General features: G+C 66.0%; 22 protein-coding genes and 1 riboswitch. Of the genes, 14 read left to right on the top strand and 8 right to left on the bottom strand.

The genetic code is table 11. The features are described 5' to 3' along the window. Positions 1 to 66: 66 nt before the first annotated feature. The 7 genes from A9K71_RS18325 to A9K71_RS18295 all read right to left on the bottom strand — a co-directional run bounded on the left by A9K71_RS18325 (position 67) and on the right by A9K71_RS18295 (position 6,188). Positions 67 to 747 carry an NADH-ubiquinone dehydrogenase gene (locus A9K71_RS18325; RefSeq protein ID WP_066998774.1) on the bottom strand — a complete coding sequence of 227 codons (681 nt, stop codon included), beginning with the start codon at positions 745 to 747 and terminating at the stop codon, positions 67 to 69. Positions 748 to 820: 73 nt separating this feature from the next. Further along, on the bottom strand, positions 821 to 2,125 hold the full coding sequence (nuoF, locus tag A9K71_RS18320; RefSeq protein WP_066998771.1) for an NADH-quinone oxidoreductase subunit NuoF: 1,305 nt from the start codon (positions 2,123 to 2,125) through the stop codon (positions 821 to 823). A 10-nt stretch (positions 2,126 to 2,135) separates the two neighbouring features. After that, positions 2,136 to 3,440 (bottom strand): NADH-quinone oxidoreductase subunit E, encoded by a 1,305-nt coding sequence (locus A9K71_RS18315; protein WP_066998768.1) that lies wholly within the window; start codon positions 3,438 to 3,440, stop codon positions 2,136 to 2,138. Next, complete coding sequence (locus tag A9K71_RS18310; protein WP_066998765.1) at positions 3,441 to 4,631, bottom strand: NADH-quinone oxidoreductase subunit D; 1,191 nt, start codon at positions 4,629 to 4,631, stop codon at positions 3,441 to 3,443. It lies immediately after the preceding gene. A gap of 9 nt (positions 4,632 to 4,640) precedes the next feature. Further along, positions 4,641 to 5,246 (bottom strand): NADH-quinone oxidoreductase subunit C, encoded by a 606-nt coding sequence (locus tag A9K71_RS18305; protein WP_066998762.1) that lies wholly within the window; start codon positions 5,244 to 5,246, stop codon positions 4,641 to 4,643. A gap of 4 nt (positions 5,247 to 5,250) precedes the next feature. Beyond that, entirely contained in the window at positions 5,251 to 5,832 is a 582-nt protein-coding gene (locus A9K71_RS18300; RefSeq protein WP_013531090.1) for an NADH-quinone oxidoreductase subunit B, read from the bottom strand. Further along, positions 5,823 to 6,188: an NADH-quinone oxidoreductase subunit A gene (locus A9K71_RS18295; protein ID WP_066998760.1), complete on the bottom strand. Its 366-nt coding sequence runs from the start codon at positions 6,186 to 6,188 to the stop codon at positions 5,823 to 5,825. The genes A9K71_RS18300 and A9K71_RS18295 overlap by 10 nt, the downstream gene beginning before the upstream one ends. A gap of 325 nt (positions 6,189 to 6,513) precedes the next feature. Between A9K71_RS18295 and A9K71_RS18290 the strand changes: the two genes are divergently transcribed. The 8 genes from A9K71_RS18290 (at position 6,514) to A9K71_RS18255 (ending at position 16,572) form a co-directional block, all read left to right on the top strand. Then, the gene (locus A9K71_RS18290; protein ID WP_066998758.1) at positions 6,514 to 7,713 is read left to right on the top strand and encodes a winged helix-turn-helix domain-containing protein; all 1,200 of its coding nucleotides are present in this window, start codon (positions 6,514 to 6,516) and stop codon (positions 7,711 to 7,713) included. A 29-nt stretch (positions 7,714 to 7,742) separates the two neighbouring features. Next, positions 7,743 to 7,942: riboswitch (cobalamin riboswitch) on the top strand. Positions 7,943 to 7,980: 38 nt separating this feature from the next. After that, on the top strand, positions 7,981 to 8,409 hold the full coding sequence (locus tag A9K71_RS18285; protein ID WP_066998755.1) for a DUF1636 family protein: 429 nt from the start codon (positions 7,981 to 7,983) through the stop codon (positions 8,407 to 8,409). Between the two features lies 1 nt (position 8,410). Continuing rightward, complete coding sequence (gene cobW, locus A9K71_RS18280) at positions 8,411 to 9,448, top strand: cobalamin biosynthesis protein CobW (protein ID WP_066998752.1); 1,038 nt, start codon at positions 8,411 to 8,413, stop codon at positions 9,446 to 9,448. 17 nt (positions 9,449 to 9,465) lie between these two features. Next, positions 9,466 to 13,062 (top strand): cobaltochelatase subunit CobN, encoded by a 3,597-nt coding sequence (gene cobN, locus A9K71_RS18275; RefSeq protein WP_066998749.1) that lies wholly within the window; start codon positions 9,466 to 9,468, stop codon positions 13,060 to 13,062. After that, the gene (cobG, locus tag A9K71_RS18270) at positions 13,059 to 14,420 is read left to right on the top strand and encodes a precorrin-3B synthase (protein ID WP_066998745.1); all 1,362 of its coding nucleotides are present in this window, start codon (positions 13,059 to 13,061) and stop codon (positions 14,418 to 14,420) included. Before cobN ends, cobG begins: the two co-directional genes overlap by 4 nt. 3 nt (positions 14,421 to 14,423) lie before the next feature. Beyond that, positions 14,424 to 15,056, top strand: a complete 633-nt coding sequence (locus A9K71_RS18265; RefSeq protein ID WP_066998742.1) for a precorrin-8X methylmutase — start codon at positions 14,424 to 14,426, stop codon at positions 15,054 to 15,056. Then, on the top strand, positions 15,053 to 15,811 hold the full coding sequence (locus A9K71_RS18260) for a precorrin-2 C(20)-methyltransferase (protein ID WP_066998739.1): 759 nt from the start codon (positions 15,053 to 15,055) through the stop codon (positions 15,809 to 15,811). The genes A9K71_RS18265 and A9K71_RS18260 overlap by 4 nt, the downstream gene beginning before the upstream one ends. Further along, complete coding sequence (locus tag A9K71_RS18255; protein WP_066998736.1) at positions 15,808 to 16,572, top strand: precorrin-3B C(17)-methyltransferase; 765 nt, start codon at positions 15,808 to 15,810, stop codon at positions 16,570 to 16,572. Before A9K71_RS18260 ends, A9K71_RS18255 begins: the two co-directional genes overlap by 4 nt. Here the strand turns inward: A9K71_RS18255 and A9K71_RS18250 are convergent. Continuing rightward, complete coding sequence (locus A9K71_RS18250; protein WP_066998817.1) at positions 16,536 to 17,303, bottom strand: cobalt-precorrin-6A reductase; 768 nt, start codon at positions 17,301 to 17,303, stop codon at positions 16,536 to 16,538. The genes A9K71_RS18255 and A9K71_RS18250 overlap by 37 nt on opposite strands. A gap of 1 nt (position 17,304) precedes the next feature. On the opposite strand from A9K71_RS18250, the gene A9K71_RS18245 reads away from it, so the two are divergent. From A9K71_RS18245 to cobS, 6 genes are read left to right on the top strand one after another with little or no spacing between them, the layout of a single operon-like run. Beyond that, entirely contained in the window at positions 17,305 to 18,546 is a 1,242-nt protein-coding gene (locus A9K71_RS18245) for a bifunctional cobalt-precorrin-7 (C(5))-methyltransferase/cobalt-precorrin-6B (C(15))-methyltransferase (protein WP_066998733.1), read from the top strand. Then, positions 18,543 to 18,929 (top strand): cobalamin biosynthesis protein, encoded by a 387-nt coding sequence (locus A9K71_RS18240; RefSeq protein WP_066998731.1) that lies wholly within the window; start codon positions 18,543 to 18,545, stop codon positions 18,927 to 18,929. The genes A9K71_RS18245 and A9K71_RS18240 overlap by 4 nt, the downstream gene beginning before the upstream one ends. Then, positions 18,926 to 19,690, top strand: coding sequence for a precorrin-4 C(11)-methyltransferase (gene cobM, locus A9K71_RS18235; RefSeq protein WP_066998728.1), 765 nt, complete (start codon positions 18,926 to 18,928; stop codon positions 19,688 to 19,690). Before A9K71_RS18240 ends, cobM begins: the two co-directional genes overlap by 4 nt. After that, positions 19,687 to 20,502: a uroporphyrinogen-III C-methyltransferase gene (gene cobA, locus A9K71_RS18230; protein WP_066998724.1), complete on the top strand. Its 816-nt coding sequence runs from the start codon at positions 19,687 to 19,689 to the stop codon at positions 20,500 to 20,502. Before cobM ends, cobA begins: the two co-directional genes overlap by 4 nt. Beyond that, on the top strand, positions 20,499 to 21,815 hold the full coding sequence (locus A9K71_RS18225) for a cobyrinate a,c-diamide synthase (protein ID WP_066998722.1): 1,317 nt from the start codon (positions 20,499 to 20,501) through the stop codon (positions 21,813 to 21,815). The genes cobA and A9K71_RS18225 overlap by 4 nt, the downstream gene beginning before the upstream one ends. After that, positions 21,812 to 22,582 carry an adenosylcobinamide-GDP ribazoletransferase gene (gene cobS / locus A9K71_RS18220; protein ID WP_066998720.1) on the top strand — a complete coding sequence of 257 codons (771 nt, stop codon included), beginning with the start codon at positions 21,812 to 21,814 and terminating at the stop codon, positions 22,580 to 22,582. The genes A9K71_RS18225 and cobS overlap by 4 nt, the downstream gene beginning before the upstream one ends. Positions 22,583 to 22,606 lie beyond the last annotated feature (24 nt).

Raw genomic sequence — 22,606 nt, 5'->3', positions numbered from 1 at the left:
CAAACCCTCGCGGATTTCCCGCAATCTTTCGTTCCGGGGCGCGACTGCGCCCGGCATTTCATCTCACTATTTGGCGGCCAGCGCCGCCGCTTGGCCAGTCCAGTCGTCGCGGCCGACGCGGCCGGCGAGCGACAGGTAATCCTCGACCCAGGCGATCTCTTCCAAGGTCCAGGCAGCGATCTGGTCGTAGGACCAGATGCCAAGACCATTCAGCACCTTCTCCAGCTTCGGCCCGATGCCCGATATCGCCTTCAGGTCGGACGGCTTTGCCGGCTTGTCGATCGCCTTGGGCTGCCTGAAATCTTCCGGCATCAGACCGGTCGCGGCCGTTCCGGCTACCGTGTCGCCTCTCGCGTCGAGCGCCTTCTCAGCGCTGGCGTTCGCCGCGATGTCGGTCACATCCCTGGCGAAGGTCTGCGCCTCGGCGATCAGCGTCTCGGTCGCTTTGCGCGCTTTGGACGAATTGTTGGCGGCCTCGGTCCGCGCCTCGAGATCGTCGAGGAACGGCTGGAGCATTCGCTGCGAGGCTTCGACGGCGCCGGAGAGCGCGCCCATCCAGACACCCAGGGCATGGTTGGCGAAACCGATGCCTACCGCAGATAGCGCAGCCACGCCCGCGACAGGATGCGCCATCAGGTTGACGGCGCTGGCCATCTCCCGCGGCATCATCTTGGTCAGGTCCGGGTTCATCTTCTCGAGTTCGTCCAAATAAGGCATCAGCGGGTAGGCTATCGAATACGGCGCCATAGACATCTCCTGGTCGTTTCTTCGTACGCCCCGCCCCTGCTTTCCGTCCCGGGCAATGCCCGTCTTTACAAATCTATTCCGCCGCCGCCATCACCGGCTCGACCCGGTGCGCGTTGCGCGAAAACTCGTCGATGCGGCGCTCCACCTCGCCACGGAAATGCCGCATCAGGCCCTGGATCGGCCAGGCCGCGGCATCGCCCAGCGCGCAGATCGTGTGACCTTCCACCTGCTTGGTGACATCGAGCAGCATGTCGATCTCGCGCTTCTGCGCTTCGCCGCGCACCAGCCGTTCCATCACCCGCCACATCCAGCCGGTGCCTTCGCGGCACGGCGTGCACTGGCCGCAGCTCTCATGCTTGTAGAAGTAGGAAAGCCTGGCGATCGCCTTCACGATATCGGTCGACTTGTCCATGACGATGACAGCCGCAGTGCCGAGGCCGGATTTGAGGTCGCGCAATGCATCGAAATCCATCGGCGCGTCGATGATCTGCTCGGCCGGCACCAGCGGCACCGAAGCACCGCCCGGGATGACCGCGAGCAGATTGTCCCAGCCGCCGCGAATGCCGCCGCAATGCGTCTCGATCAGTTCGCGGAACGGGATCGACATCGCCTCTTCGAAGGTGCACGGATTGTTGACGTGCCCGGACACGCAGAAGAGCTTGGTGCCGGCATTGTTCGGCCGGCCGAAGGACGAGAACCAGGCAGCACCCCGGCGCAGGATCGTCGGCGCCACGGCGATGGATTCGACGTTGTTGACCGTGGTCGGGCAGCCATAAAGGCCGACATTGGCCGGGAATGGCGGCTTCAGTCGCGGCTGGCCCTTCTTGCCCTCGAGGCTTTCGAGCAGCGCCGTCTCCTCGCCGCAAATATAGGCGCCGGCGCCGTGGTGCATATAGACGTCGAAGTCGTAGCCGGAGGTGTTGTTCTTGCCGATGAGCTTGGCCGCATAAGCCTCGTCGATGGCGCGCTGCAGCGCCTCGCGCTCGCGGATGAACTCGCCGCGCACATAGATGTAAGCAGCGACCGCGCCCATGGCGAAACCGGCGACCAGCGCGCCCTCGACCAGCGTATGCGGATCGTTGCGCAGAATGTCACGGTCCTTGCAGGTGCCGGGCTCGGATTCGTCGGCATTGATGACGAGATAGCTCGGCCGGCCATCGCTCTGCTTGGGCATGAACGACCATTTCAGGCCGGTCGGGAAGCCGGCGCCGCCACGGCCGCGCAGGCCGCTTGCCTTCATTTCGTTGATGATCCAGTCGCGTCCCTTGGCGATCAGGCCGGGTGTATCGTCCCACATGCCGCGCGCCTGCGCTCCGGCCAGCGACTTGTCGAAGAGGCCGTAGATGTTGGTGAAGATGCGGTCTTTGTCCTGAAGCATTGTTCGTCCCTCAGACCGGCTTCTTGCCGAAGACGCGGATGTACTCGGCGACGCCGCCCTTGGCGAGCGCCTTGGCCTGCTTCGCCCAGTCGTCGCGCTCGATACGGCCGCGGAAATTGAGATAGCCGTCGACCCATTCGCGCTCGGCCTTCCTCCACGCAGAGACCTGCGCGAAAGTATAAATGCCAAGCGAATGCAGGACGCCTTCGATCTTCGGACCGACACCGGAGATCAGCTTCAGATCGTCGACCGTTGCCGGACGCGCGATCCCGGCCGGGCGGTTCTTGTCCTCGAGCGAAGGCTTGGCCGTCTTGGTCGCAGGCTGCTTCGCTTCCGGCGACTTGAAGGCGGACGCCGGCTCGGCCTTGGCCTTCGGCCCGCTGCGCGGCTTCGAAACCGCCTCGACTTCCGGAGAAGCCTGGTTGGCATTGGCTGCGGAGTGGCGCGGCGCCCTGACGCTGGCCGCCTTCTCGGTGGCGGGCGAAACCTTGACCGGCGACGGTGTCCTTAGTGCCGGACTGGTTTCGGGCGCGTCGGTTTTCGGCTTGCCGGATTTCGATGGCCCGACAGGGGCTGAGGGCGGCGCGGCAGGCGCCTGCGAGACGACTGCGGCGGATGCAGCAGCGGGCGCTGCGGCAGCGGCTTGTCTGGCTGCCTTCGCGGCGGCCTTGGCTTCCTTGTCGCGGGTGGATTTCAGGATTGCCTTCTCGCTCTTCAGCGTCGTCAGGCCCGTGGCCGGCTCCGAACCGATGCGGCCGTTCTGCGGACCGGGCTTCACCTCGGCGCCTTTGCCGGCTTCATAGAGATCGATGATCTCGGCAAGGCGCTCCGGCGTCAGGTCTTCGAACGTGTCCTTGAAGATCATGACCATCGGCGCGTTGACGCAGGCGCCGAGGCATTCGACTTCCTCCCACGACAGCGTGCCCTTGTCGTTGGTATTGAACTGGTCGTGATGGATCTTAGACCGGCACACATCCATCAGCGCTTCCGAGCCGCGCAGCATGCAGGGCGTGGTGCCGCAGACCTGGATATGGGCGCGGGTGCCGATCGGATTGAGCTGGTATTGCGTGTAGAAGGTCGCGACCTCGAGGCCGCGGATGCGCGGCATGCCGAGCATATCCGAGATCGTCTCGATCGCCGCCTTCGTCACCCAGCCTTCCTGTTCCTGAGCGATCATGAGCAACGGGATGATGGCCGACTGCTCGCGTCCCTTTGGGTATTTGGCGATCCACTGCTGCGCCGCCGCGGCGTTCACCTCGTTGAAGGCGAAGGACGCTGGCTGGACGCTGGCATCTGCGAGACGGCGGACTGACATTTAGCGATCGACCTCACCAAACACGATGTCGAGGGAGCCAAGCACGGCGGTGACGTCGGCCAGCATGTGGCCGCGGCACAGGAAATCCATGGCCTGCAGATGCGCAAAACCCGGCGCGCGCAGCTTGCAGCGATAGGGCTTATTGGTGCCGTCGGAGACGAGATAGACGCCGAACTCGCCCTTCGGCGCCTCGACAGCCGCATAGACCTCGCCGGCCGGCACGCGATAGCCCTCGGTATAGAGCTTGAAATGATGGATGAGCGCTTCCATCGAGCGCTTCATCGCCGCGCGCTTCGGCGGCACCACCTTGCCGCCGAGGTTCGACACCGGTCCGGCGCTCTCCTTGCCGAGCAGAAGTTCGACGCACTGGAGCATGATCTTGGCCGATTGGCGCATCTCTTCCATGCGCACGAGATACCGGTCGTAGCAGTCGCCGTTCTTGCCGATCGGGATGTCGAAATCCATCTCGGAATAGCATTCATAGGGCTGCGCCTTGCGCAGGTCCCAGGCGGCACCCGAGCCGCGCACCATCACGCCCGAAAAACCCCAGGCCCAGGCGTCGGCGAGCGACACCGTGCCGATGTCGACATTGCGCTGCTTGAAGATGCGGTTGCCGGTGAGCAAGGCGTCAAGGTCGTCGACCGACTTCAGGAACGGATCGATCCACTTGCCGATATCCTCGATCAGCCTCTGCGGCAGGTCCTGATGCACGCCGCCTGGCCGGAAGTAGGCCGCATGCATGCGCGAGCCGGAGGCGCGCTCATAAAACACCATCAGCTTCTCGCGCTCGACGAAGCCCCACAGCGGCGGCGTCAGCGCGCCGACGTCCATCGCCTGCGTCGTCACATTGAGGATGTGCGACATGATGCGGCCCATTTCGGAATAGAGCACGCGGATCAGCTGGCCGCGCTTCGGCACCTCGATGCCGAGCAGGCGCTCGGCCGCGAGCGCGAAGGCATGCTCCTGGTTCATCGGCGCGCAATAGTCGAGCCGATCGAGATAGGGCACCGCCTGCAGATAGGTCTTGGCCTCGATCAGCTTCTCGGTACCGCGATGCAGCAGGCCGATATGCGGATCGACGCGATCGACCACCTCGCCGTCCAGCTCCAGCACGAGACGCAAAACGCCGTGCGCAGCAGGGTGTTGAGGCCCAAAGTTAATGTTAAAATTGCGGACGGAGGTTTCAGCCATTGTGGCGCCTCAATTTGGCTTCGCCTTTTCATCGCCCGGAAGGACGTAATCCGTTCCCTCCCATGGGCTCAAAAAGTCAAAGTTTCTAAATTCCTGCTTCAATTCCACCGGCTCATAGATGACTCGCTTGGCCTCGTCGTCGTAGCGAACCTCGACGAAGCCGGTCAGCGGGAAGTCCTTGCGCAGCGGATGCCCTTCAAAGCCGTAGTCGGTGAGGATGCGGCGCAGGTCCGGATGGCCGGAGAAGAGCACGCCGTAGAGATCATAGGTCTCGCGCTCGAACCAGTCGGCGCCGGGATAGACGCCGGTCAGCGACGGCACCAGCGTCTCCTCGTCGGCCTGGACCTTGAGGCGGATGCGGACGTTCTGCTTCGGCGACAACAGGTGGTAGACGACGTCGAAGCGCTTGGCACGCGACGGATAGTCGGCGCCGCAAATGTCGATGATCGAGACGAACTGGCAGCGCGGGTCGTCGCGCAGGAAGGTCGCGACCTCGGTCAAGTTGCCCGGCTCGACGCAAACCGTCAGTTCGCCATAAGCAAGCACCGTTTCGCCGATGCGGCCGGAGAGCTTCTCGCCGAGATAGGTGGAGAGTTCGTGCAACGCCAAGGCCATTGGTTCACCGTTCGATCGTGCCGGTGCGGCGGATCTTCTTCTGCAACAGGAGAATGCCGTAGAGCAGCGCTTCGGCGCTCGGCGGGCAGCCGGGGACATAGATGTCGACCGGCACGATGCGGTCGCAGCCGCGCACCACCGAATAGGAATAGTGATAATAGCCGCCGCCATTGGCGCACGAACCCATCGAGATGACGTAGCGCGGCTCCGGCATCTGGTCATAGACCTTGCGCAGCGCCGGCGCCATCTTGTTGGTCAGTGTGCCCGCGACGATCATGATATCGGACTGGCGCGGAGACGCGCGCGGCGCGACGCCGAACCTCTCTGAGTCATAGCGCGGCATCGAGGTGTGGATCATCTCGACCGCGCAGCAGGCGAGACCGAAGGTCATGAACATCAGCGAGCCGCTGCGCGCCCAAGTGATCAGCGCCTCGGTCGAGGTGACAAGGAAGCCCTTGTCGGCCAGCTCATTATTGATCTCGAGGAAGAAGGGATCGTCCTCCCCCACCGGCCTGCCGGTGTTGGGATCGATGATGCCCTTGGGCTTCGGCGCGACGAGGGTGCCTGAACTGTCGTTCAATCCCATTCTAGCGCTCCTTTTTTCCATTCATAGGCAAAGCCGATGGTCAGCACCACCAGGAACACCATCATCGACCAGAAGCCGAGCATGCCGAGCTTGGAGAAGGACACCGCCCACGGGAACAGGAAGGCGACCTCGAGATCGAAGATGATGAACAGGATCGACACCAGGTAGAAGCGGATGTCGAACTTCATGCGGGCGTCGTCGAATGAGTTGAACCCGCATTCATAGGCGGAAAGCTTTTCCGGATCGGGATTGCGGTAGGCAACCAGGAACGGCGCAACGATCAGCGCCAGGCCGACGACCATCGCCACTGCGATGAAGAGCACGATGGGCAGATACGAACTTAGGAGTGCGCTCATGCGGCGACTTTCCTTCGGCGGCCAGTTCACTTTGATTACAGCAACGGACTCTAAGGCGGAAGCGTGACAGTTTAACCCGCTGAACCGTTTTAGGTGGCCTATGCTGCGACGCGGCGAGGGTTAGCGCAGCGGTTTCGGCGACGCAAGTCAAACCTTGTTCAAAATCCGGCCCTGGACGCCATATCGGAAGAAACTGGTCCGATCCGCTCCTGTTTGATTTCCTTCATGTTTTACTCCACTTTTCTATCCTGACATATCTCCCGCCATTTGCCTGCTAGCATGGCCGGAATCACCGACTGGAAACCCCGGCAAAGGATCGGTAGGGATGAAGGAAAAGATCTCGCTCGCCGCAGCAAGGCGCATTGCGCTCGGCGCGCAGGGTTTCACCGATGCGCGGCCTGCCGGCACGCCCGATCGTCGCCATCTCGCCCGCGTGCTTTCCCGAACTGGCCTGCTGCAGATCGATTCCGTCAGCGCCGTGGTGCGCGCCCACTATATGCCGCTCTATTCGCGCCTCGGCCCCTACCCGCTTGCGCTGCTCGACAACGCGGCCGTCACCCGCAAGCGAACCGTCTTCGAATACTGGGCCCATGAGGCTTCCTTCCTGCCCGTCGAGACCTATCCGTTGATGCGCTGGCGCATGCAGCGGGCCGAGAAAGGCGAGGAAATGTATCTCGGCCTCGCCAAATGGGGCCGCGAGCGCAAGGCGATGATCGAGGAGATCTACGGGCAAGTCGCGGAACGCGGGCCGATCGCCGCCTCCGACATCGAAGGCCACAAGGGCAATGGCGGATGGTGGGGCTGGAGCGAGGCCAAGCACGCTTTCGAATGGCTGTTCTGGGCCGGGCGCATCACCACCGCCTACCGGCGAGGATTCGAGCGCTATTACGACCTGCCCGAGCGGGTTCTGCCGCAGGCCATCCTCGACCTGCCGGTGCCCTCGGTCGAGGACGCGCATCGCCAATTGCTGCGCATTTCCGCCCGCGCCCATGGCATCGCAACCTATGGCGATCTGCGTGACTATTTCCGCCTGGCGCCTGGCGATACGAGAGCCAGGATCGAGGAACTGGTCGAGATGGGCGAACTGCTGCCGGTGAAGGTCGAAGGCTGGGACAAGCCCGCCTATCTCCACAAGGACGCCCGCTTTCCGCGCCGAATCGAGGCCCGCGCCCTGCTCGCGCCCTTCGATCCGGTGGTATTCGAACGCATCCGGACGGAAAAACTCTTCGGCTTCCGCTACCGCATCGAGATCTACACGCCGGCCGAGAAGCGCCAGTACGGCTACTACGTGCTGCCTTTCCTGCTCGGCGACCGCATCGTTGCCCGGGTCGATCTGAGAGCCGACCGCCCGGCCGGCGTGCTGCGCGTTCATGCGGCTTTTGCCGAAGCCGGCGCTCCCGCCGAAACAGCCGCACAGCTCTTCGATGAGTTGAAACAGATGCAGGCATGGCTCGGCTTGGAAACCATCGAGGTTACGCCGGCCGGCGACCTTGGGCCGGCGTTGGCCGACATTTCGGTGTCGTAGCCGCGCGTTGACATGCCAGCACCTCTAAGCCTAAATCCGCCGCAGACGGTCTCCTCCCGGCAAGGGGAGGAGCCACGAGGGAATGCGGTGCGGGAAAACCCAAATCCGCGGCTGTCCCCGCAACTGTGAGCGACGAGCCTCAGCCGAAAACCACTGGGATGTTCCCGGGAAGGCGGCGCAAGGCGACGACCCGCGAGCCAGGAGACCTGCCGTCTGAGACATGAGAATCCGATCGCTCGGCGGGTTTTCCGGGCAAGGAGCCTGGTTTTGGATCGCAACGTCAGTTTTCCGGCTAGTACCGCGGACATTTCGTCCGAACCCCGCGACGCGCTATCGGAAGTGACCGTCATCGTCTGCTCCTCCTGCCGCGATGAGACCGGTTCGGACGCGCATCCGCGCGCCGGCGCCCTCCTTGCCGAAGACGCGCGCCGCGCCGCGCCGGACGAGAAAATCCGCATCCGCACCGTCGAGTGTCTCGGCAATTGCAAACGCCGCCTGAGCGCGGCGCTGCTGCGCGACGGCTGCTGGAGCTATGTCTTCGGTGACCTGGAAACGACCAGCGGCGCCGACCTCGTCACCGGCGCAAAGCTCTTTGCCACCTCGACCGACGGCCTCATCCCCTGGCGAGGCCGGCCCGATTCCCTCAAGCGCGGCCTGGTTGCCCGCATCCCTCCCCTCGACCTGCTGAAGGACTGACATGACCGCATCCCTCTCCCGTGTTCCCTGCACTGTCGTCACCGGCTTTCTCGGCGCCGGCAAGACCACGCTGATCCGCAACCTGCTCGAAAACGCCAAGGGCAAGCGGCTGGCGATCATCGTCAACGAATTCGGCGATGTCGGCATCGACGGCGAGATCCTGAAAGGCTGCGGCGTCGACACCTGTCCGGAGGAAAACATCGTCGAACTGGCCAATGGCTGCATCTGCTGCACCGTCGCCGACGATTTCGTGCCGGCGCTCGACCAGATCCTGTCGCGCACGCCGAAAGTCGACCACATCCTGATCGAAACCTCCGGCCTCGCTTTGCCGAAGCCGCTCGTCCAGGCCTTCCAGTGGCCGACGGTGAAGAGCCGCGTGACGGTCGATGGCGTCATCGCCGTGGTCGACGGTCCGGCGCTGGCCGACGGCGGCGTCGCCGCCGATATGGACGCCCTGCAGGCGCAGCGCGCCGCCGACGATTCCCTCGACCACGATGATCCGGTCGAAGAGGTGTTCGAGGACCAGATCGCTTGCGCCGACCTGATCATCCTGTCGAAGAGCGATCTGATGGACGCGGCCGGCTCGGAGCGCGCCAACGCCGTCATCGGCGAGCACGTGGCGCGCGCCGTCAAGGTCGTACCGACCGCACAGGGCAAGGTCGACCCGTCGGTGCTGCTCGGTCTTGGCCTCGCCGTCGAAGACGACATCGAGAACCGCAAGACCCATCACGATGACGAGCTCGACCATGAGCATGACGATTTCGACTCCTTCGTCCTCGATATCCCGTCCATCGCCAGTCCGGATGAGCTGGCAAAGCGCGTCGCTCTCGCCGCCGAGCAGGAAAACGTTCTGCGCGTCAAAGGCTTTGTCGAGGTGGGTGGCAAGCCGATGCGGCTGCTGCTCCAGGCCGTCGGCCCGCGCGTCAACCACTATTACGACCGCGCCTGGACGTCGAACGACGACCGCCGATCGCGGCTCGTCGTCATCGGCCTCAAAGGGCTGAACCGCCCGGCGATCGAGCGTATCCTCGCCGGCTGAGGCAAGACCGAACCGCGATGCACATCCTCACCACGACATCCGCCTCGCTCGACGATCTCGCCGAGCCGATCGACCTCAGGCAGACGCCTGCGGATGTCGTGGCCCTGTCCTTCACCGACAGCGATCTCGCCGGCCTCGCCGCTGCGTGGAAGGCCGACGCCGCGCGGCTGCCGTCGATGCGGCTGGCAGCACTTCGCGATCTCCGCCACCCGATGTCGGTGGATCTCTGGATCGACAGCGTCGCGCGCCATGCCAGGGTCGTCCTGGTCCGCATTCTCGGCGGCTACGACTGGTGGCGCTACGGCTGCGACCAGCTCGCAGCGGTTGCGCGCGAGCGAAATATCAAACTGGCGCTGCTGCCGGGCGAAAGCCACGACGAGGATCTGCGGCTGATCGAAGGCTCGACCCTGCCGCGCGCCGAACTCGACGCCCTGCTCGGCTATTTCCGCGAAGGCGGCCCGGCGAACATGAGCGCGCTGGTGCAAAGACTGGCAAGGCTCGCCGGGTCGGATACGGCCGTGGCCGAGCCGGTGAGCGTGCCGAAGGCGGGGTACTATCAACCAGGAATCGGAGTTGTCGCGAAATCAGTCTTCTTGAACGTCGGCGATCCGTCACACCCCCCTCTGTCCTGCCGGACAGAGGGGGGTGTGACGGAGCTCAACATCGACAGCGTCGGTGCCCCCGTCATCCCCATCCTCTTCTACCGTTCGATGCTGCTCGCCGCCGACGTCGCCCCAATCGATGCACTCGCAGATGCCTTTCGCTCGCAGGGCATGACGCCAATGCCGATCTTCGTTTCGAGCCTCAAGGACCCGGTATCGCTGGCTTTCGTCGAAACCGCCATCGCCTCGCTGAACCCGTCCGCCATCGTCACTGCAACCGCCTTCGCCTCCGGTGCCGAGCCGGGTGCCGAAACGCTCTTCGACCGCGCCGGCGTGCCCGTGTTCCAGGTCATCGTCGCCACGACGCGGCGCGAAGTCTGGGAGAAAAACCAGCGCGGCCTGGCGCCCGCCGACCTTGCCATGCATGTCGTGCTGCCCGAGCTCGATGGCCGTATCCTCGCCGGCGCGATCTCCTTCAAGGGCGAGATTGACACCGATCCGGCGCTGGCCTTCCGCGCCTTCGCCAACCGTCCCGAGGCGGATCGCGTCGCGCAGGTCGCCGCCCGCATCGCCGCCTTCCTCCGCCTTCAACGGACGCAGCGGGCGGAACGCAAGCTGGCGATCCTGATTCCGGATTATCCAAGCGCGCCCGGACGCACCGGCTATGCTGTCGGCCTGGATGTGCCGTCGAGCGTGCTCGCCATGCTGCACGACCTCAAGGAACAGGGCTATGCGGTTGATGGGATTCCGCAATCGCCGCGCAGATTGCTGGATGTGTTGGAGGTGGGTGGACTTGGTCTCACCTTACAGGAATATCTCGCCTTTTCGGCAGCGCTTCCCGAAGGTGCACGCGACACGGTTGAGGCAGCATGGGGAAGAGCCAACGGCAAAGCTCACGTCAATGCGCCCCCCTCTGTCCTGCCGGACATCTCCCCCTCTAGGGGGGAGATTGCGCCTGCATCGATGCTTTCGCCAATCATCAACGCTGGAGGAGAAGCGCCGTCAGCGAAACTGCCAATCTCCCCCCTTGAGGGGGAGATGTCCGGCAGGACAGAGGGGGGTGTTCAAGCGCCTCCTTCCGCAAGCTTCCCCTTCCGCGCCGCCACCTTCGGCAACGTTACCGTGGCGCTGGCCCCCGACCGTGGTCGCTCCGCAGACCGCCGCGCCGACTACCACGACCCGACCCTTCCCCCGCGCCACGAACTGATCGCCTTCGGCCTGTGGCTGCAAAAGTCGCTCGGCGTCCACGCCATCGTCCATGTCGGCGCGCATGGCACGCTCGAATGGCTTCCCGGCAAGACGGTCGCGCTCTCCGACAACTGCTTCCCTGAGATCGTCACCGGCTCTCTGCCCGTCATCTATCCTTTCATCGTCTCCAATCCCGGCGAGGCGGCGCAGGCCAAGCGCCGCATCTCGGCCGTCACGCTCGGTCACCTGCCGCCGCCGCTGACCGGCGCCGGGCTCGACGAGGCGCAACAGAGGCTTGAGCGGCTGGTCGACGAATACGCACAAGCCGACGGGCTCGACCGCCGCCGCCGTGACCGACTTGCAAGGCTGATCGTCGAAACGGCGCAGAAGACAGGCCTTGCTTCTGAAGCCGGAGTTGCCGGAACCGATGCGCCGGACGAGGCGCTGCGCCGCATCGACGCGTGGCTGTGCGACCTCAAGGATTTTGCCGTCAAGGACGGGCTGCATGTCTATGGCCGCGCGCCCGATGACGAAGCCGATCCGCTGCGCCGCCAAAGCGTCGAGACCGAAAAAAACGCCCTGCTCGCTGCGCTCGACGGCCGTCACATCAAGGCCGGACCGGCAGGCGCGCCGGCGCGCGGTCGTTCCGATGTCCTGCCCACCGGCCGCAACCTTTTCACCTCAGATCCGCGCACCATGCCGACGTCGACCGCCTGCGATCTCGGGCAGGCGGCGGCGGAAGAAGTCGTGCGCAGCTACATGCAGAGCCATGGCGATTGGCCGCGCTCGCTGGTCATCGACCTCTGGGGCTCGGCGTCGTTGCGCACCGGCGGCGAGGAGATCGCGCAAGGCCTCGCGCTGATGGGCTGCCGGCCGCAATGGGATGCCGCCACGGGTCGCGTCACCGGCATCGAGGTGCTGCCGCCGGCTTCGCTCGGCCGCCCGCGCGTCGACGTCACCTGGCGCATCTCCGGCCTGTTTCGCGATATGTTCCCGATCCAGATCGCGCTGATCGACGCCGCCGCCAGCGCCGTCGCCGGCCGCGACGAGGACGATTCGGAAAATCCGCTTGCCGCCGCGGCCCGTGCCCAAGGCAAGATCGGTCCGCGCATTTTCGGTACCTCGCCCGGCACTTACGGCGCCGGGATCGAGGAATTGCTGTCGCGCGGCGAATGGAGCGCGCGCGAAGAGATCGGCCGCGCCTATCTCGAAGCAACCTCGCATGCCTATGGCGGCGCCGACGGTGAGGCCATCTCCGCGCCCGGCGTGTTCGAGGGCCGCATCGCCGAGGCGGACCTGCTTGTCCACACCGGCGACGAACCGGGCCGCGACATCCTCGAAGGTTCGGCCGATGTCGCCTTCATCGGCGGGTTTTCGGCCGCACTGGCCGCGCTTGGCAGGAATGCCGATGTCATCGTGCTCGACACGACTGACCCTAAGAAGCCGAGGCCGCGATCGGTCGGCGAAGCCGTGTCGCGCGTGGTGCGGGCCCGCGCCGTCAATCCGCGCTTCATTGCCGGGCAGATGCGCCACGGCCCCCGCGGCGCCTCGGAATTCGCCGAGACGGTCGACCGCCTGGTTGGCTTCGCCGAGACCACGCATGCCATATCGGGCGCGCTGATCGAGGCGGTGCACGACGCCTATATCGGCGATGCGGAAGTCCGAGCCTTCCTGCTGCGCGAAAATCCCGCCGCCGCGAAGGTCATCGCTGAGCGATTCCTGGCTGCGCGACGGCGCGGTCTCTGGCATCCGCTCAGGAATTCCATCGACGACGATCTCACGGCCTTGATCGCCGAGGCGCAGGCAAGCGAGGTGGCGGCATGAACGCCTTCTCGCGCCGTGGCGCCTGCCCCGCGTTGAGCGCGCCGATGCAGACCGGCGATGGCCTGCTGGTGCGGCTCAATCCGGTTGCTGGAGGGCTTGCACCCAAGTCGCTGATCGGTCTTTGCGAATCCGCCTTGCGCCACGGCAACGGCATCATGGAAGTGACCGCTCGCGGTAGCCTGCAGATCCGGGGCCTGACCGCAGACAGCGCTGGGCTGCTGGCGGCGGAAGTGGATGCGCTGGGCATTGCGGTGCGGACGGGCGTGCCGGTGGAGACCGGGCCGCTCGCGGGTATCGACCCGCAGGAGATTGCAGATCCGCGCCCGCTGGCGGAACGGATCAGGGCGGCGGTTGAAGAGGCCGGGCTGACTCGACGGTTGGGGCCGAAGGTGTCCGTGGTCGTCGACGGCGGCGGGCAGTTGACGTTGGACGCAGTGACAGCTGATGTGCGGTTGAAGGCAGTGCACACTGCTGCTGGCGTGAAATGGGGCATGTCCGTTGCGGGCGACGCGCACGATGCAAGACCGCTCGCGACAGTCGATGCGGATGCCGCACGCGACATCGCCCTCGCAGCGCTCAGGATGGTCGCCGAGAAAGGTCGCGAGGCGCACACACGGGATTTGTCGGAGCGGCAATTGGCTTCTCTCGCAGGCTGGCATTCCTTCGCGCCCCCCTCTGTCCTGCCGGACATGTCCGGCAGGACAGAGGGGGGCGCCTTAGAGCGCCATCGCTCACCGATCGGCCTCTTTGACCTACGCGAAGGTCAAGCCCTCGGCATCGGCCTGCCCTTCGGAAGCATGCCGGCCCAGAACCTCATCGACCTCGCCGCCCGGGCCTCAGATCTGGACTCGACCGAAATCCGCCTGGCCCCAGGCCGCACCCTGCTTTTCCTCGGCCTCACCGCATCCGCCTGCCCTCCCCTCCAAGCCTCCGCCGCCGCCCTCGGCTTCGTCACCAAGGCCGCCGATCCGCGCACCCGCATTGCCGCCTGCCCCGGAGCGCCCGCCTGCGCTTCCGGCCGCATCGCCACCCGCGCCATCGCCGAAAAAATGGCAACGGAAAGCCCCGACCTCCTCGATGCCTCCCTCACCCTCCACATTTCCGGCTGCGCCAAGGGCTGCGCCCATCCCGGCCCAGCGGGCCTCACCCTGGTCGGCGACGAAAACGGAGCCGGACTTGTCGTGGACGGGACGGCAAAGGCCCTTCCTGCCGGATACAGGCCGGGCTATGACGCCGCGCGCGGGGTCGCCGGCATTGCGGCGGCGATCCGAAACGCACGGCATCCCGGCGAGACTGCCGCCGCTTGCCTCACAAGGCTCGGCGCGACTGAGATCGCCGAACTCTATCGACGGAACTGAAGAATGGCCGCCTACGACTATATCCATGACGGGATGGCGATCTACGAGCGCTCTTTCGCCATCATCCGCGCCGAGGCGGACTTGTCGCGCTTTTCCGAGACAGAGGCCGATGTCGCGATCCGCATGATCCACGCCTGCGGCCAGGTCGAGGCAGCCAGCCAGTTCGTGTTCTCCAGCGGTTTCGTTGAAGCGGCCCGTGCCGCCCTTGCCGCCGGGGCGCCGATCTTCTGCGATGCCGAGATGGTCGCCCACGGCATCACCCGTGCCCGCCTGCCGGCCGGAAACGAGGTGATCTGCACACTGCGCGACCCGCGCACCGTCGATATCGCCAAGGAAATCGGCAACACGCGCTCGGCCGCCGCTATCGACCTTTGGAGCGAGCGCATGGCAGGTTCGGTGGTCGCCATCGGCAACGCACCGACCGCGCTGTTCTATCTGCTCGAAAAACTGCGCGACGGCGCGCCGAAGCCGGCCGCCATCATCGGCATGCCGGTTGGTTTCGTCGGTGCTGCCGAATCCAAGGATGCACTGGCGGAAAACTCCTACGGCGTACCTTGCGCCATCGTGCGCGGCAGGCTGGGCGGCAGCGCCATGACGGCCGCAGCACTCAACGCATTGGCGAGGCCAGGCCTGTGAACGCTTTCCCCAAAGGCCGGCTCGTCGGCGTCGGCACCGGTCCCGGCGATCCGGAGCTGTTGACGCTGAAGGCGGCGCGCGCGCTGGCCGAGGCTGACGTTGTCGCCTATTTCGCCAAGCGCGGCAACAACAGCAACGCGCGCGCCATCGTCGAGGCGCGCTTCCGCCCGGATATGGTCGAGCTGCCGCTGCTCTATCCGGTGACGACCGAGATCGACAAGGATCACGACGACTATCGCTCGCAGATCACCGATTTCTACGAGCAGTCCGCCGAACAGGTCGCCGGGCATCTCGGCGCCGGCAAGATGGTGGCCGTGCTGTCGGAGGGCGATCCGCTTTTCTACGGCTCCTACATGCATCTCCATGTGCGCCTCTCGCACCGATTCCCGACCGAAGTCATTCCCGGTATCACCGCCATGTCCGGCTGTTGGTCGGCGACCGGCCTGCCGATCGTCCAGGGCGACGATGTGCTGACCGTGCTTCCCGGCACGATGAGCGAGTTCGAGCTGACGCGGCGGCTGGCCGATACCGACGCCGCCGTCATCATGAAGGTCGGCCGCAACCTGCCGAAGATCCGCCGCGCGCTGGAAGCGACCGGCAAGCTGGCGAAGGCCGTCTATGTCGAGCGCGGCACTATGCCGGGCAGCGTGTCGATGCGGCTCGCGGAAAAGCAAGACGACAAGGCGCCCTATTTCGCCATCGTGCTGGTCGCCGGCTGGTCGGCGCGTCCCGGAGTTCCCGGAGCAAAGCCATGAGCGGCTGCCTCACCGTGATCGGCCTCGGTCCCGGCAATGCCGATCAGGTCACGCCGGAGGCGATCCGCGCCGTGACAGAAGCTTCCTTCTTCTATGGCTACAAGCCCTATCTCGACCGGCTCGAACTGCGACAGGATCAGACCCGCATCGCCTCCGACAATCGCGAAGAGCTAGCCCGCTCGAACGAGGCGCTGGCCAAGGCAGCCGAAGGTCACAGCGTCGCTGTCGTGTCCGGCGGCGATCCCGGCGTATTCGCCATGGCGGCCGCCGTCTGCGAGGCGATCGAAGCCGGTCCGCCAGAATGGAGGTCGATCGACCTCGCGGTCGTTCCCGGCGTCACAGCCATGCTCGCGGTCGCCGCCCGCATCGGCGCGCCGCTTGGCCATGATTTCTGCGCCATCTCGCTCTCCGACAATCTAAAACCCTGGGAGCTGATCGAGCTGCGTCTGCTGGCGGCGGCCGGCGCCGGCTTCGTCATTGCGCTCTACAATCCGATCAGCAAGGCCCGCCCCTGGCAGCTCGGCCGCGCCTTCGAATGCCTGAAGGCCATTCTGCCGGGCACCACCCCGGTGATCTTCGGTCGCGCCGCCGGCCGGCCCGAAGAGCGCATCGAGGTGTTTCTGCTCGCCGACGCCGATGCGGCAAAGGCCGACATGTCGACCTGCGTCATCATCGGCTCGCGCGAGACCCGCATCATCAAGCGCGGCGACAAGCCCGCGCTGGTCTACACGCCGCGTTCGGCAACTGGGCCGAGAAAATGATCGACCATCGCAGCCAGCTGATCGACGGTCTCGGCCGACGCAATGTCAGGCAGCGGCGGCCTGCGCACCATGATCACCTCGATGCCGAGCGCGCGCGCCGCGGCGATCTTGCCGTAGGTCGCCTCGCCGCCGCTGTTCTTCGAAACGACGGTATCGATGGCGTATTTTTCAAGCAGCGCGCGCTCGTCCGCTTCGGGAAACGGCCCGCGCGCCAGAAGGTAAACTGCGTCAGGCACAGCCAGCTTCGGCTCGATTGGGTCGACGCTGCGAATGAGATAGCGATGCTGCGGAGCGGTCTCGAACGCGCCGGCTTCCTGCCGGCCGATCGCCAGCAAGACTCGTCGCGATGCCGTGCCAAGCGCCTTGGCCGCTTCAGCGACGCTCTCCACCAGCGTCCAGCGATCACCCGCGACAGGCTCCCAGCCGGCACGCCGCAGCGCAACGATCGGCACGCTGGTTTGCCTGGCCGCCTCAGCGGCATTGGCCGACATACGGGCCGCGTAAGGATGCGTGGCGTCGACCACCAGATCGACCTGTTCCCGATGGAGATAGGCGGCCAATCCCTGCATGCCGCCAAAGCCGCCGCTACGCATGGGCACGCCTTGCGCCATGGGGCTTTCGGTGCGGCCGGCGAGCGACAGCGTGATCGAGAAATCCTCCCGGCGAGCCAGCTTGCCCGCCAGCTGCCGGGCCTCCGTGGTTCCGCCGAGAATCAGAATACGGTGGGTCATCATGCCTGCTGAGGGTTCGCGCGCTGCCAAGCCGGTCGCAAGATGGCTGACCATCGTCGGCATCGGCGAGGACGGTGTAGCGGGTCTGGGCGACGAGGCCAAGCGCAGGATCGCCGAGGCCGAAGTCATCTTTGGCGGCAAGCGGCACCTCGCGCTCGTCTCAGACTTGGTCAAGGGCAGGGCGCGACCGTGGCCGACGCCGTTCGATGCCGAGATGCATGACGTGCTGGCGCTCGAAGGCAGAAGCGTCTGCGTGCTGGCTTCCGGCGACCCGTTCTTCCACGGCGTCGGCGTCACGCTGGCGCGCAAAGTGAAACCGGATGAGATGCTCGTCCTGCCGGCGCCGTCATCGCTGTCGCTGGCCGCCTCCCGCCTCGGCTGGGCGCTGCAGGATGTCGAGACCATCTCGTTGCATGGCCACCCGATCGACCTCCTCCGCCCCCTGCTCCACCCCGGCGCACATATCCTTGCGCTCACATCCGACAGCGACGCGCCGGCCGCCATCGCCGCGCTGCTCGACGAACTCGGCTTCGGTCCGTCGCGGTTGACGGTTCTCGAAGCGCTTGGCGGCCAGGACGAAACGCGCCGCGCTGTCCGAGCCGACGCCTTCGATCTCAAGAACATCAATCCGCTCAACGTGCTGGCGCTCGAAATAGAATCGACTCCGGATGCGCGCATCCTGCCTTTGACCGTCGGCCTTGCCGATCATCTGTTCGAGCATGACGGCCAGATCACCAAGCGCGAGATCCGCGCCATGACGCTGTCGGCGCTGGCGCCGCGGCGCGGTGAACTGCTCTGGGACATCGGTGCCGGCTCCGGCTCGATCGGCATCGAATGGATGCGGGCTCACCCTTCGATGCGGGCGATTGCCATCGAAGCCGACAGCGAGCGCGCCGCCCGCATCCATCGCAACGCCGCGCATTGCGGCGTGCCCGGTCTCGTCGTCATCGAAGGCTCGGCGCCGAAAGCGCTGGCAACACTGGCGACACCAGACGCCATCTTCATCGGCGGCGGCGGCAGCGATGCCGGCGTGCTGGAGACAGCGATCAAGTCGCTGCGCGCCGGCGGCCGGTTGATCGCCAATGCTGTGACGCTGGAAATGGAGGCGCTGCTGCTTGACCAGCATACCAGGCGCGGCGGCGACCTTCTGCGCATCGCCCTCTCGCGTGCGGCGCCGGTAGGATCCATGCAGGCCTGGCGTCCGGCCATGCCGGTCATGCAATGGAGCTGGGTAAAGCCATGATGGTCGCGGGTATCGGCTGCCGGAAGGGTGTGACGGCGCGCGACGTGCGGGCCGCGATCGAGACCGCGCTCGAAGCGCATGGGTTGGCAGTAACCGCGCTTTCAGCGCTGGCAACGGGCGAAATGAAACGCGACGAGCAAGCGATCTTTCTTGCCGGTCGCGACCTCGACCTGCCCGTGCTCGTCGTCTCCGACGACGCCTTGCAAACCGTCTCGTCCGGCACGATCAGCCAATCCGAATGGTCGCAGGCTCACGCCGGCACGCCGTCGGTTTCGGAAGCGTCGGCCCTGGCCGCGGCCGGCAAAGAGGCGAAACTGCTTGGACCGCGTACGGTACTTGGTCCTGTTACCTGCGCTATCGCCCTTGGTGGAGGCCCAAAATGACCGTCCATTTCATCGGCGCCGGCCCTGGTGCTGCCGACCTCATCACCTTGCGCGGCAGCCGCCTGCTGGCCTCATGCCCGGTCTGCCTCTATGCCGGCTCGATCGTCGCGCCGGAACTGCTCGAACACTGCGCGCCCGGCACAAAACTGATCGACACCGCGCCGATGTCGCTCGACGAGATCGAGGCCGAATATCTTGCCGCCGACAAAGCCGGCCAGGACGTCGCGCGCCTGCATTCCGGCGACCTTTCGGTGTGGAGCGCAGTGGCCGAGCAGATCCGGCGGCTCGAGAAGCGCGATATCCCCTACACGCTGACGCCGGGCGTGCCTTCCTTCGCGGCGGCGGCGGCGGCGCTACGGCGCGAGCTTACCATTCCCGAGCTCGCGCAGAGCCTCGTGCTGACCCGCGTCTCCGGCCGCGCCTCGAAAATGCCGCCCGGCGAGACGCTTGCCGGCTTCGGCCGCACCGGTGCAACTCTAGCCATCCATCTCGCCATCCATGCCATCGACCGCATCGTTGCCGAACTGACGCCGCTCTACGGCGTAGAATGCCCAGTGGCGGTCGTCTTCCGCGCTTCCTGGCCGGACGAGCGCATTCTGACCGGCACGCTGGGCACGATCGAGGCGCAGCTTGCGCAAAATCCGATGGAGCGCACGGCGATCATCTTCGTCGGCAGCGCATTGGCCACGCAGGATTTCGGCGAAAGCTCACTTTACGACGCCCACTACCAGCGGCGTTTTCGCGGACGGGACGGATTGTGAACGCCAGCACCAACAGAAACGGACGGGCAACAGTGGAGCAGGCGCTGGCGCGGCTGAACTTCAAGCCGCGCGCGCTGGAGCCCGGCCATGTCTGGCTGGCCGGCGCCGGCCCAGGCGATCCCGGCTGCCTGACGCTAGAAGTGCTGGCGGCACTCGGGCAGTGCGATGCGCTGGTCTACGACGCGCTGGTCTCGCCCGATGTCGTCGCGGTTGCTGCAGGCGCCGAGCTCTTCTACGCCGGTAAACGCGGCGGCCAGCCCTCGATGAAGCAGGACGACATCAACGCCCTGCTCGTGCGGCTGGCACGCGAGGGCCGCCGCGTCGTGCGGCTCAAGGGCGGCGATCCCTATATTTTCGGCCGCGGCGGCGAAGAGGCGTTGTCGCTGGCACGGGAAAACATACCATTTCGGGTGCTCTCCGGCCTCACCTCCGGTCTCAGCGCATTGGCCGCCACCGCCATCCCCGCCACCATGCGTGGCATCAACAAGGCGGTCATCCTTGCCACGGGCCATGCCGCGGGCACCGATGAGGACATCGACTGGGCCGCAATCGCGCGCACCGGCCAGCCGGTCGTCATCTATATGGGCATGGCCAATCTGCCGGTGATAGCGGCAAAGCTGCTCAGCGGCGGCCTCGCGCCGTCGACGCCGGCAGCGGTGATCGTTGCAGCGACCACGCCGCAGGAGCGCATCGTTGTCGCCACGCTCGCCACAATCGCCGAGGAGGCCGCTGCCGCCGGGCTCGCCTCCCCGGCGCTGATCGTCGTCGGCGGTGTCGTCGCCATGCGCGCGGCACTGGCGGGCGGGGCATGACGGCGCGCGCGATCATCATCGGCGCGCCGCGCTCCGGCTCGGGCAAGACCAGCGTCACCATAGGCCTGTTGCGCGCGCTTGCCCGGCGCGGGCTGAAGGTGCGCGGCGCGAAGTCCGGACCGGACTATATCGATCCCGGCTTCCATACCGCCGCCACCGGCCTCTCCGGCGTCAATCTCGACAGCTGGGCGATGCCGCCTTCCCTGCTCAACGCGCTGGCGAACCAGGCAGCGTGTGGTGCCGAGTACGTCATTCTCGAAAGCGCGATGGGCCTTTTCGACGGCATTCCCGCGCCGGAAGGCCGTTCGGGTTCGGCCGCCGATCTCGCCCGGCTCTATGGCCTACCGGTGCTTCTGGTGCTCGACGTTTCCGGCCAGTCGACCACGGCCGCCGCCGTCGCCAAGGGCTTTGCCACCTACGATCCGGATGTGCGCATGGCCGGCGTCGTGCTCAACCGCCTCGGCAGCGAGCGCCATCGCCGACTGGCGGGCGACGCGATCGAGGCGATCGGCCTGCCGGTGGTCGGCGCCATCATGCGCGATCCGACGCTCAACCTGCCGGAGCGGCATCTCGGCCTCGTCCAGGCAGGGGAGCACGAGAACCTCATGGCGCATCTCGACCGGCTGGCCGATATGGTCGAGAAGTCGCTCGATATCGACGCCATTCTCGCGCTGGCGTCTCCTCTTGAACCCGCGGCCGGCGACTTCGGCGAGGCATTGCAGCCGCCAGGCCAGCGCATTGCGCTGGCCGAGGACGCCGCCTTCACCTTCCTCTACCCGCACGTCGCCTCATACTGGCGAAACGCTGGCGCCGAGATCGTGCCCTTCTCACCGCTTGCCGACGAAGCGCCGAGCCAAGATTGCGATGTCTGCTGGCTGCCAGGCGGTTATCCAGAACTGCATGCCGGCAAGCTTGCGGCCGCTGGCAACTTCCGTGCGGGAATGGCGCGTTTCGCCGCGACCAAGCCAGTGCATGGCGAGTGCGGCGGCTTCATGGTGCTGGGCGAGGTGCTGGAGGATGCGGACGGCGAGAGCCATAAAATGCTTGGCCTGCTTGGCCATTCGACCAGCTTCGCCAGGCGCAAGATGAACCTCGGCTATCGCGAGGCGCGGCTGCGCGCCGGGTGTCCGCTTGGCAGCGAAGGCATGCTCATCCGCGGCCATGAGTTCCACTATGCGCAGATCGCCGCCACAGGCAATGACGAGCCGCTGGCGGACCTCGCCGACGGCCAGGGCAATCCGCTGGGCGCGTCGGGTTACCGGCGCGGCCATGTCAGCGGCACTTTCTTCCATGCCATTGCGAGGGGCGCATGAGCGGCGGCCTTTACGAGCCTCGGCGATTGCTCGACGACATAGGCCTCAGCCTTGTCTTCTTGACGCGGCTGAGGCTGCCGTCGAGCGATTTCGGCGGCCGCAGCCTAGCCGAAGCGATCTGGGCGGCACCCTTTGCCGGTCTCGCCGTCGCCGTCATCGGCGCGCTTGTCTACGCCATCGTTGGCGCCCTGGGCCTTGCCGCCGGTCCGGCTGCGGCGCTCGCGCTTGCAGCGACGATGCTTGTCACCGGCTGCCTGCACGAGGACGGGCTCTCCGATATCGCCGATGGATTCGGCGGCGGCAGGACGCGCGAGAAGAAGCTGGAGATCATGCGCGACAGCCGCATCGGCGCCTATGGCGCCGTGGCGCTCGGCATCTCGCTGCTCATCCGCTGGAGCGCGCTTTCGGAACTGGCCGGCCCTGGCCACATCTTCCTGGCGCTTTTGGCAGCGCACGCCGCCTCGCGCGGCCTGTTCGGCGCCTTCATGCATCTTCTGCCGCCGGCGCGCCCCGATGGGCTGTCGGCCGACGCGGGCTCGGTCACTGCCGAAACCGCCGTCGTTGGCGCCGCGCTCGGAGCCGTGGCGCTGTTGGCGCTCGGCCTCGGCGGCGCAATTGCCGCGGTCGTCCTGCTTGGCCTGGTGTTTGCCGCCTTTCGTGCGCTCTGCCTCAGCCAGATCGGCGGCCAGACCGGCGACACGATCGGCGCGCTGCAGCAGCTCGGCGAGATCGCCGTGCTGCTTGTCGCTTCCGTTTGCCTTTCCTGATTCTCTTTCGGAGACCTTGCCCTC

This window comes from Mesorhizobium sp. WSM3873 (genome assembly GCF_001672445.1).
GTDB lineage: Bacteria > Pseudomonadota > Alphaproteobacteria > Rhizobiales > Rhizobiaceae > Mesorhizobium.
This window is presented reverse-complemented; position numbering and strand designations above follow the sequence as displayed.

Bases quoted from the DNA above. Each gene is read 5' to 3' on its own strand.
- cobS (WP_066998720.1), top strand. From the start codon at position 21,812: ATGAGCGGCGGCCTTTACGAGCCTCGGCGATTGCTCGACGACATAGGC.
- cobW (WP_066998752.1), top strand. From the start codon at position 8,411: ATGACCGCATCCCTCTCCCGTGTTCCCTGCACTGTCGTCACCGGCTTT.
- A9K71_RS18290 (WP_066998758.1), top strand. From the start codon at position 6,514: ATGAAGGAAAAGATCTCGCTCGCCGCAGCAAGGCGCATTGCGCTCGGC.
- A9K71_RS18295 (WP_066998760.1), bottom strand. From the start codon at position 6,188: ATGAGCGCACTCCTAAGTTCGTATCTGCCCATCGTGCTCTTCATCGCA.
- A9K71_RS18255 (WP_066998736.1), top strand. From the start codon at position 15,808: ATGAGCGGCTGCCTCACCGTGATCGGCCTCGGTCCCGGCAATGCCGAT.
- nuoF (WP_066998771.1), bottom strand. From the start codon at position 2,125: ATGCTTCAGGACAAAGACCGCATCTTCACCAACATCTACGGCCTCTTC.
- cobG (WP_066998745.1), top strand. From the start codon at position 13,059: ATGAACGCCTTCTCGCGCCGTGGCGCCTGCCCCGCGTTGAGCGCGCCG.
- A9K71_RS18245 (WP_066998733.1), top strand. From the start codon at position 17,305: ATGCCTGCTGAGGGTTCGCGCGCTGCCAAGCCGGTCGCAAGATGGCTG.
- A9K71_RS18300 (WP_013531090.1), bottom strand. From the start codon at position 5,832: ATGGGATTGAACGACAGTTCAGGCACCCTCGTCGCGCCGAAGCCCAAG.
- A9K71_RS18250 (WP_066998817.1), bottom strand. From the start codon at position 17,303: ATGACCCACCGTATTCTGATTCTCGGCGGAACCACGGAGGCCCGGCAG.
- A9K71_RS18325 (WP_066998774.1), bottom strand. From the start codon at position 747: ATGGCGCCGTATTCGATAGCCTACCCGCTGATGCCTTATTTGGACGAA.
- A9K71_RS18225 (WP_066998722.1), top strand. From the start codon at position 20,499: ATGACGGCGCGCGCGATCATCATCGGCGCGCCGCGCTCCGGCTCGGGC.
- A9K71_RS18315 (WP_066998768.1), bottom strand. From the start codon at position 3,440: ATGTCAGTCCGCCGTCTCGCAGATGCCAGCGTCCAGCCAGCGTCCTTC.
- A9K71_RS18305 (WP_066998762.1), bottom strand. From the start codon at position 5,246: ATGGCCTTGGCGTTGCACGAACTCTCCACCTATCTCGGCGAGAAGCTC.
- A9K71_RS18240 (WP_066998731.1), top strand. From the start codon at position 18,543: ATGATGGTCGCGGGTATCGGCTGCCGGAAGGGTGTGACGGCGCGCGAC.
- cobN (WP_066998749.1), top strand. From the start codon at position 9,466: ATGCACATCCTCACCACGACATCCGCCTCGCTCGACGATCTCGCCGAG.
- cobM (WP_066998728.1), top strand. From the start codon at position 18,926: ATGACCGTCCATTTCATCGGCGCCGGCCCTGGTGCTGCCGACCTCATC.
- A9K71_RS18310 (WP_066998765.1), bottom strand. From the start codon at position 4,631: ATGGCTGAAACCTCCGTCCGCAATTTTAACATTAACTTTGGGCCTCAA.
- A9K71_RS18265 (WP_066998742.1), top strand. From the start codon at position 14,424: ATGGCCGCCTACGACTATATCCATGACGGGATGGCGATCTACGAGCGC.